The organism is Haloarcula sp. CGMCC 1.2071 (assembly GCF_037078445.1).
GTDB lineage: Archaea > Halobacteriota > Halobacteria > Halobacteriales > Haloarculaceae > Haloarcula > Haloarcula amylolytica.
This window is the reverse complement of the sequence record NZ_JAYMGY010000019.1, coordinates 22176-31254: the sequence shown is the minus strand read 5'-3', so window position 1 is coordinate 31254 and position 9079 is coordinate 22176. Positions and strand designations below refer to the sequence as shown.

13 protein-coding genes are annotated in these 9079 nt (G+C 54.6%); 10 read left to right on the top strand and 3 right to left on the bottom strand.

Translation table 11 applies throughout. The features are described from left to right. The first annotated feature begins 256 nt into the window (after window positions 1-256). Window positions 257-979, top strand: a complete 723-nt coding sequence (locus tag VI234_RS19115) for a hypothetical protein (protein ID WP_336330947.1) — start codon at window positions 257-259, stop codon at window positions 977-979. A 650-nt stretch (window positions 980-1629) separates the two neighbouring features. Here VI234_RS19115 and VI234_RS19110 read toward each other — a convergent pair. After that, a complete protein-coding gene (locus tag VI234_RS19110; protein ID WP_336330946.1) occupies window positions 1630-2130 on the bottom strand; it encodes a hypothetical protein in 501 nt (166 codons plus the stop codon). Window positions 2131-2555: 425 nt separating this feature from the next. Here VI234_RS19110 and VI234_RS19105 point away from each other — a divergent pair, with 425 nt between their 5' ends. From VI234_RS19105 to VI234_RS19065, 9 genes are all read left to right on the top strand, one after another. Then, complete coding sequence (locus tag VI234_RS19105) at window positions 2556-2678, top strand: hypothetical protein (RefSeq protein ID WP_336330945.1); 123 nt, start codon at window positions 2556-2558, stop codon at window positions 2676-2678. 56 nt (window positions 2679-2734) lie between these two features. After that, window positions 2735-2941, top strand: a complete 207-nt coding sequence (locus VI234_RS19100; protein ID WP_336330944.1) for a hypothetical protein — start codon at window positions 2735-2737, stop codon at window positions 2939-2941. Between the two features lie 41 nt (window positions 2942-2982). Next, on the top strand, window positions 2983-3288 hold the full coding sequence (locus VI234_RS19095) for a hypothetical protein (RefSeq protein WP_336330943.1): 306 nt from the start codon (window positions 2983-2985) through the stop codon (window positions 3286-3288). A 286-nt stretch (window positions 3289-3574) separates the two neighbouring features. Beyond that, complete coding sequence (locus VI234_RS19090; RefSeq protein ID WP_336330942.1) at window positions 3575-4174, top strand: site-specific integrase; 600 nt, start codon at window positions 3575-3577, stop codon at window positions 4172-4174. Continuing rightward, a complete protein-coding gene (locus VI234_RS19085) occupies window positions 4171-4590 on the top strand; it encodes a hypothetical protein (protein WP_336330941.1) in 420 nt (139 codons plus the stop codon). Before VI234_RS19090 ends, VI234_RS19085 begins: the two co-directional genes overlap by 4 nt. A gap of 289 nt (window positions 4591-4879) precedes the next feature. Beyond that, entirely contained in the window at window positions 4880-5467 is a 588-nt protein-coding gene (locus tag VI234_RS19080) for a hypothetical protein (RefSeq protein WP_336330940.1), read from the top strand. Then, a complete protein-coding gene (locus VI234_RS19075; protein WP_336330939.1) occupies window positions 5464-6060 on the top strand; it encodes a hypothetical protein in 597 nt (198 codons plus the stop codon). The genes VI234_RS19080 and VI234_RS19075 overlap by 4 nt, the downstream gene beginning before the upstream one ends. 212 nt (window positions 6061-6272) lie before the next feature. Next, window positions 6273-6590, top strand: a complete 318-nt coding sequence (locus VI234_RS19070; protein WP_336330938.1) for a toxin-antitoxin system TumE family protein — start codon at window positions 6273-6275, stop codon at window positions 6588-6590. A 23-nt stretch (window positions 6591-6613) separates the two neighbouring features. Further along, a complete protein-coding gene (locus VI234_RS19065; RefSeq protein ID WP_336330937.1) occupies window positions 6614-7024 on the top strand; it encodes an HVO_A0114 family putative DNA-binding protein in 411 nt (136 codons plus the stop codon). 247 nt (window positions 7025-7271) lie between these two features. Here VI234_RS19065 and VI234_RS19060 read toward each other — a convergent pair whose 3' ends face one another. Continuing rightward, window positions 7272-7502, bottom strand: coding sequence for an antitoxin VapB family protein (locus tag VI234_RS19060; RefSeq protein ID WP_336330936.1), 231 nt, complete (start codon window positions 7500-7502; stop codon window positions 7272-7274). Window positions 7503-8036: 534 nt separating this feature from the next. Then, the gene (locus VI234_RS19055) at window positions 8037-9059 is read right to left on the bottom strand and encodes an ATP-binding protein (RefSeq protein WP_336330935.1); all 1023 of its coding nucleotides are present in this window, start codon (window positions 9057-9059) and stop codon (window positions 8037-8039) included. Window positions 9060-9079 lie beyond the last annotated feature (20 nt).

Genomic DNA, 9079 nt, shown 5'->3' with positions numbered 1-9079 from the left:
CGTATCTCCGAGCCTTTCAGCTCCGCTGTGAACTCTACAGAAAACCAGGTGACGAAGCGCTCAAACATGCTCTCAACGCCGCCCTCTAAAAATCAACAACGTGCTTCACAAGAGCGTAACAGGAATGAGAGTGATGCCAAGTGGAAACTACCCACATCTGTTGACAGGGTTCAGAGGACAGGTAGACGCCCTTGCGCTGATCCGTGACGAGCAAATTCCTGTGGAGGTGTATAATGGGTCGGACTACCTCTCTCGAATGAAAGACGGCTACCATTCGAAAAAATATAATCAGATCCGAGAGCGGGCACGCGAGGAACGCCCGATCCGCAACCCGATGCTGATTAACCGCCGATCAGACTCAGATTTCAAAGAACATGTCCGAAAAGAATACAACTCTGTAGTCGTTGACACAGATATTATAGTCGGTTGTCAAGACACCCACCCCGAAATTAACCGGATATCAGAGCTGTTTAATCTGACAGGTATAATTCATCTTCTCCCGCCACTTGAGACAGAAAGTGGAGAAGAACTTGATGGAGAAGGCTTCATAAACGCTGCCAGACGGAATGACCAAGCAGAGATTATCAACCCCTCATCTGAATTGGCAGCAGCAGCCAGCACTCTCCCCGATCAATATCTGAAGCGGATTCGTGGCGGCGTCCACCTACATTACGTCAACACATTTTATCGAAGTGCATCCGATCGAACACACCGGGATGCAAGCCTGTTACTGCAGCAGATCTATAACCTACTCCTCCGTGAAGACGGCATGACTCGTCAGGAGGTGCTTGATATGGGCTGGGAGGAGTTGATACAAGGCTACAGAAATATCAAGAGCCTACAACAGCGAGAAAGCGATATTCGAGATCAGACAAGAGTCTACATCGCCCAACTGCTGGAAGAAAATGTAGTCGCTGAAAACAGTGGTAAAATATACGCTCGAAAATCACGCCATCCACAGACGACCTTTTCGTTCTGAGCGAAAATGAATATCGGTAATTCAGTTATATATTGCACAAACCTTCCGAATTCGCAGACAGGATTAAAACGCAGAATGAATGTGAAATCCCTGCAAGACGGGGCGGAACTTAATCGCACTTCGTCACTGACGGAGGGCGGTACATTGCCGCCCCCGTGCTTAGTCATAGGGAGAGCCGTTGTCCGGCTATTCCCGCTTCAACTGCACCACAAGAACGATGATGAGCGCAAGCCGAAGGACGGTTGTCACCGCCCACATCATCGCACCTGCACCGGTGCAGCCTGCAACGATGAGTCCAACCATCTTGCAGGGAGGTGGCTCTCGCCACCGAGTGTTATCAGATGCTCTATGCAGAAAAATTCACTGCTAAACAACGAGCAGTGATGCTTCTTACTGGGGTTTGAACTGCGGGAAGTGAAATCGGCCACCTCCCGCGGATGGTTGGACTCACATAGATGTAGTAGACGCTCACACAAAAAATTGCGGTATCGAGTGGATATGGCCCCAGCTATGCGTAGAGTCCACTACATTCTGAGTAGTGGCTATATTGGGACTTCTTGCGCAAGTTCCAGGCTGCTCGTAGATCCAGGTTATGGCCGACGACTAATCGGTGCTCGTTGGAGAGGGGGGGACTGAGTTGCCTATCTACGTTAGTCGTCATCCGCTGTCTGCCGGGAAGGAGTCGAGGAGGCGAGCGTCGGCACCTGGGCGAGGAGTTTCTCTGAGCGGACCCAGCCCTCGGCGGCGGGGCGCGTGGTTCGGAAAGGCTCCTCGCCCGGCTGGGCGATGCAGACTTCCCGGATGTCCTTCTGCTGACTCGGGGCAAACGCCGGGCGCTTGTATGGCTCGCCCCAGATGACCTGGGTGCATCCCAGAGAGAGACGCTGATAGTCGTCGAAGGTGCCGACATACAGGCGCGGGAAGTCGTTCGCAATCTTCGACTCAGGGGCGAAGAACCCGAGGACGTCGTCCCGCGTGAAGTTCACCTGGGGGTGCCCGCCCTCGTGTGCGTACGGGGTGTAGGTCACGGGCAGGGTAGTCGTCTGCCCGTTCTCGCGCATATCCGGCTTACCGTATTTCTCGTTCATTGCCATGAAGTACTCATAGTGGGAAACGACGGGGAGGCCGACCTCCTCGTCAAACTGCCACACTATGGGCTCGTCGTCCTCCAAGAGGCCGAGACTCGTGGTCTGGGCCGGGAGCGCGAGCTTGAAGCAGCTCGCCGTGTTTTGCGGCTTCGATTCTCCGACGGCGTGTAGGGACTGTCGTGCGGTCATGGCTGGGTTGGTGCCCAGAGCAGAGGACAGACTCCTCCCCCTGCGTCTGGACAATAATTTGAACACAGCCTGACCGTCGGAGACTACATACCAGACACGTTTGAGTGCGCATAGAATAAAGTTTGGGCAGCTGACATCGCTCTCGAAGATTTTGTGTGTGTCGAAGACTGTCCGCTCTCAGAGGATTTCCCCCGACACCAGTATCTAAACCCAGACCTCAGACCTTCTTCCCCGGGAATTTGCCATTTTGATTTATCCCTGGGGGTCCATGTATTATGTACGGAGGTGACCTGGACCACATGACCCCCAAAACGTACTGGGAATACCTGACCTGGGAGTTCCCGAGCCCGAACACGCCGTCGGTGCTCAACGGGAGCGACGGCGCGCTGTTCGTCGACCCCCACGACCCGCTGATGGTGTAGATCACCTCCAGCTCAGAAGTACCGCACTCCGAACTAATCGCGACCACACCGAAACCATGCCCCAGAACACCGCACCCGACCGAATGCTGTCCGACGGATCGTACATCAACTACAGCAACCAGGGCCGCCGCGCCGTCCAGGTCCTGAACGAGGACCCCAACCACCACATCACAGGGTACACCGACACTACCGACGGCTGGCACCACACCATCAAGAGCGACACCGGTACGGCCCGGATCGGCCTCGACGACCCCCGGCTGTAGACGCACCGACCCATAACTAACCGACCACATCAAATCCAACAATGTACGACGGCAACCTCAACGACTTCGACGCGGTCAACTCGTACCTCGACGGCGAAACGATCGACAACAACGGCACCCAACACGGCCTCCCAACCACCCCGCAGGACCAGACCCCCCATAAGGACGGTCTGTTCGGCCGCGACTACAACGCCGGGTTCGACCATGGCCAGGTCGGTCGGCAGGGGACGGATGTCCTGAACACGCGTCAGGACGGGGACCACTACGACGTCATTGAGCAGGACCCCGGCACGGGGAACATGTACCACAATCGGGTGCACGACCCCGGGGCCGGCGGCGGCCTGTAGAGTAGATTCAACCACACACCCTTTCCATACATGACCCAGTACGACCCCTTCGCGTTCGACACGCATCCGCCGACGCACCGTCCGCGGCTCCCACCGCTGAAGCCGCCGAAGCACGACCCCCCGCTCGGTATCCACTGATTCGTAACCTGTTTTATTGAACCCCTGAATCACGACTTGTTATATTAGTCGTAACAGACTCCCCGTTTTTCACTCGGCACACGGGGTGAGACACCCCCGTTCCTACCAGCCGCTAGATACTTTAGTGACGGAAACTAAAAGAATCGTAATGCGTATTGAAGCGACCGAGGGCAACGAGTACAAAGTATGGTTGAACGACGCTGAGATCGAGGACCTCCGGCGGGCCACCAACAGTCAGCGCGACGATCTTATCATTCAGCTCGGAGCGTTCGTTGGCCTCCGGGCATTCGAAATCCCACAGATCCGACCCGTTGACGTCAAGCAGACTCAGAGCGGTCAGTACCGGCTTCGTGTCCAGGCCGGGAAAGACACCAGCGGCAACGGTGGGAAGCCTCGGGATGCTTTCCTTCCCGCCGATGTCGAGCGTGATCTCCAGCGCTTCCAGAACGAACACAACATCGCACCGAAAGACCCCATTGTCGATCTAACCCAACCTGGTGTCCGTGCTGTGGTTCGACGGACAGCTGCGCGAGCTGCTGAAGCAACTGGCGACGACGATTTCGAGAAGGTGAGTACGCACGATCTCCGCCGTCGGTTCGCCCAACGCCTGCTCGTCGACGAGCAAATGAACCCCCGAGTGGTGATGGCCGTTGGTGGGTGGGACTCCTTCGCTGCGATTGAACCCTACCTGAACGCACCGAGCGAAGACGTCATCGACGACGCGTTCCAAGAGGTCGAGTCTCTATGACCGAAGACGATGTCGACCCTGAGGACCCGCGACCAATGGGCCATTACCCACGGTTCGCCGACAACGAATGGCACTACATCCCTGATGAACTCGCCAAGACAATCTCGCTCGGGCCAGCCGGCGACGGCGAGGAAGGACAGGACTGGGTGCTGACATACACGCCGGAGAAGCAAGACGAAGACGACCGCGAGAAAGTGCTGGTCCGGCTCACGCCGAGGGCGTTGCACGAGCTTCATATCGAGACAAAAGACCTCTCGGTTGAACAGCGGCAGATGGGCCATCGCGCCGAGTGTGATCTGTGCGGGGAGATGGTCGATCTTGACCGCGCGATACCGAATGCTCGAGGAGAGCCCTGTCACAAACGATGCTGGGCCGAGTACACGGGCGCACCGGACTGGTTCAACGAGTACGTCTAATCGGGGATATCGGCAAGCCTCCGGCCGACTTCATATGAGTCCTTACAGCTGGGAACGCTCCTCAGTTTGCTCTTTGAGAATGTTGAACTCCATTCTCACAGAGGTCTATGCCGCTTCAGGTTATTGATAGGGAGTCAAGTAATCGTTTGAGGGCCTCATACAACGGTTCACATACCCGCTCTTCCTTGATTCGGTCAGTACACTGTGATTGTGCAGTATTAGGACTTCTAACACCCGATCAAGAGCTAGCGCCCAAATCTTATATTTGCTGGTAATCAACTTTTCGCAAATGCCTCCACATTACCCCCGTCGGACTTCCGAAAGTGAAGACGGGGAACATACGTATGATGAAACTAAGCAACTATTGCCAGAAGACTATGAATTATCTAGAGACGAATATCAAGATTTGGTAGAGTTTCTCAGTCAAATAGAACCGAACCTGTCAATTGAGAACACATATCTTATAGTTGGTAACTATGGCAATGATCTTCGCAGAATTAATAGTGTTATTAGTACTTTGAATAAAGAGCCATCTACACTTGCAACCTCTTTTAATGACGTAATTAATGAGTCCGAAAATATTAAAAATATTGCTTTGAAGTTTGGATTGATTGCCGAGCTAGTTGATTACGTCGTTATACTGGCGGATCCGACAGAGAACCAAAGTCCCTTAGTCGAACTCGAATTTCTAACCAACTCTATATATATAGATAAGACATACGTCCTAAGGCGCAAGAGAGACGATGACGAACCTGAGAGGGGCGAATTGGAAGAGCAGATTTTTGAATTATTAGAAGAGCGAGAGCAACTACTGTATTGGGAGAATGAATACGATCTACTGAACAGAGTTCAGGAACTGCCTGGTGTCGAATCATGAAATCTCAGCGGCCTCAGATTTTTGTTTCACATTATGGAGAGCAAAAAGAGACGATTACTGATCTATTATTCCCAATACAATATTTGCCTTTCAATCTATACGTGGCAATAGATGAGAGGAAATTCGGCAAAATAAATGAGCTAATCAAAGAAAATTTGAAGCAAAGTGAGGTCATGATCCCATATATCACAGAATCATCTGTGAACAATATCTGGGTTAATCAAGAAATTGGCTATGCTCATGCAGATGATTTGTTCATTTTGCCGATATTCGAAAGTTCGAGCCTTCTTAGTGGGTTTATATCTAATACTGTCGGCGTGAAGGTCTACGATGATGAAATAGAGACAATGCATGAGGTCGTATCTTACCTCAGAAATGAATATGAGCCAGTATCAATAGGACAGTACGATTGGTTCCTCGAGTTCCTCTGTCCCCATTGCAGTCAAGAGAATACATTTCCAATTACGAAGACGCAGGACGAGCTTTGGGTAGACTATCAAGAAGAGAATAACATTACGAGATCATGTGTGAAGTGCGGTGCAGATCATAGTTTCAATCCAGTTTCTTTGGAATACGAGAACCCTGATGAATAGAGTTGACTGCCTATTAGAACAGAGTGTGGAGACGACCGGCGTTTGCCAGCGATGTTAGATACGCACACCTATTGAGCAGGTGGTTCATCTCCAGCAGTCTTGAAATCAATCACCGTGTGAACTGTTCAATGACACCCTGAGTCTGTCACCAGTGATGTTGGGTTGCTGCCCAACACACTTACAGTGTTGGGAAACAGACCAACAGGTAGCGGATGCCCACAGAGCAAACCTTCCAGTATACCCATGTCGAAGCCGGGCTCGTCGAGAACGTTGTCGTCCGGCGGACGGAGGATACCGAGACATACCCCTCGGGCTGGAAGTACACGCTCCATCTGGGCACACTGGAAGACCTGACGCTCGTCCGGTACGACAACGCACACGAAGACACCAAAGGGCACGAACATCATACCGCGGCTGGCGATGTCGATGACGTTGCGTTCCCCGGAATGGAAGAACGCCTCATCGAATTCTGGACGAGTGCAGACGAGTACTGGGATGCCGTCGACGGCGGCCCGGATCGGCCCTACTGACCACAGCGACCAACCAGACAATCATGACGACACTCCACATCACCGTCGGCGACCGAGAACAGCTCCGTGAGGACGCACTGCAATTCGTTCAGGAGGCGGAGACGGACGAACACAGCGAGCACGATGAGAAGGTAGTCATTCAGTTCGGGAGTTACGACGACCTCGTCGGCAGCCTCACCCCCCTTCGCCTGGAGCTTATCCAAGCCATCGCCGAGAACAACCCCCAGAGTATGCGCGAGGTCGCCCGTCTCGTTGATCGCGATGTCTCCGATGTCCACTCGGATCTCAAACATCTGGAGGTCCTCGGAATACTCGAACTCAAAGAGGGTGGCCCCGGTGGCGCGATGCAACCAGTCGTCCCATTCGACCGAATTGAGATGCACATCGATTACCCACTCGTCGACGACATCGATACTACACCGGCCAGTGCGTGAACGGGCGACCGCAAGCAACTACTTCTCAACTGGTAGAGCCCACGCTACCACCGATCTCGATTCTCCCGCGTCGCGATGGGACTGGGACTCCTTCGCCGCTATCGAATCCTACCTGAATGTCCCCCGCGGGGATGTAATCGCCACCGCCCTCGCAGAACGCGAACGGGGGACCTACCGCTGCCGATAGTATTCGTGGGTACCACTCGGAATGTTCGCAAAGTGGCTGTCGCCGGCGAGAACAGACTTATCAGTCGAATCGCTCCGCAACATCCCGCACCTCGTCGCAGTCGTCCTGATCAGCCTGCTCGATAGCGTCCCGTATCTCAGTCACCTGGTCCTCGTCGAACACATCGCGAAGGTCTCTGAGTGATCGCCCACCGATGAGCCGCCCCACAGCGTCGCTGAACGACTCGTCGTCACGCTTGTTCGCTTTGATCCGTTCGTAGACATCGTCCTCAAGACGAACTTGATGTGACATCCTTGTTAAAATCGTTGACAGTCTGTTAGAATCAACATTTGGGTGCTACAGCAAGGCGATTGCCATGATACCTCCTGGTTGTTCAAGATGGCGGATCGGCTAGGGTCGCAGTGGTGAACCATTCGCTGAACAATCTCAGTGAAGACGGTGTCTCCAAGAGGAATACTGAGGGGCTCGGTTAATTTGTTCAGTGCCGCTGTACTTCGTAGCTCAACAAGCGAGCTCGTCGAAAATCAGTTCGGATTCGAGAGATAATCGATCAGGTTTTTGAGAGGAGAGCAACCGCGTCCGCTCGCGTCGCATAATGCGCCTGCACCCCCACGGGGGTACTCTCGTCATGTCATGTACCGCGCCCGCGCGAAAAATCTCGCCGATCACCGCGAAATCGGTACGGGGACCTGTTTCCGTCGGTCCGACCCCCTGGTTTTGTCTTCAAAAAGAGACAGGTTTCAACGAGGAGCTGACTCGGGTTGGACTAGTCCGTGAGAACGTCGACACAGCAGTGGCCGGGGCCAGCCATCGGCGGGCCAACGATCACACCGACACACCCCCTGCCACCGTGGCCCCATCTCGGTCCGCTTCGGAGAGATATATCTTCAGCTCACCGTGAATTGGCTTCGAGATCTCCGGCCACGTGATCGGCGGCCAGGTGAACGCCTGTTCGTTGTACATCACTGCCTCGCCGATGTCGAGGTCCGATGCGATATCTTCCTCCATTGGGACAGACTCGAATCCCTTCGGCGCTGACCCGCCGTGTGGGTTCGCGGTCCCGTTCATCGCGACACGCCAGCGAATCCGGTCGGTCCAGAGATTGTGCAGGTGCTTGTCCTTGTGGCCGAAAAACAGGCCGATGATCCCGTTCTTCCGGAAGTCCTCGACGGCCGTCCCAGCGAGTTGGACTTTCTGCAATGTCGCGTACTGGTCTTTCGAGACGCCTTCCCTGGCGAGCGAGGCGACTTCGTCACAGATCCAGGTCGTCCAGTCGAACGGGCCGCGTTCGACGAGTGATAGCGCCCAGCCGAACCACCAGTGATCGACCGGGTCACCATGCTGGAATTCGACGCCGTCGATGACCTTGTCTGACTCCTCGTAAACCCACTGACAGCCCCGCATCTCCGGATCTGGATAGACGACGTGGAACACGCCGTCCTGGAGGACGTTCAAATTCAAATCCATCACATCCGAATAGTGCGTGACGTTGCGGACGACGTCCTCGAGCGGGACTTCTTTGCCTACCGAGTTCCGGTCCCCGCCTTTCGGAACGACGCGTGCGGTCGCGTCGTACCCCTTGGGGAGACAGACGTGTGCAACGGGTGCGTACGGGAGCCACTCCGACCGTGAGCCTGTTGCAGCTCGCCAGACCACCCGTGAGTTGTTGACCTCCATGTCGATCTGGGCGGCCCGAAGTGCCAGCGTCGTCTTCCCCGAGTTCGGCGGGCCCGTCGCGAACCACTCGACGCCGCCGCTGGGCTGGTTTCGACCGCCGTCCCATGTGTGGTTCCAGAAGGCAGGGACAAGCCCCTCAGCGCTGAATTGGTCTGGGTCGAACTTCGGCATGCCATGAAGCCGGCGGAGAT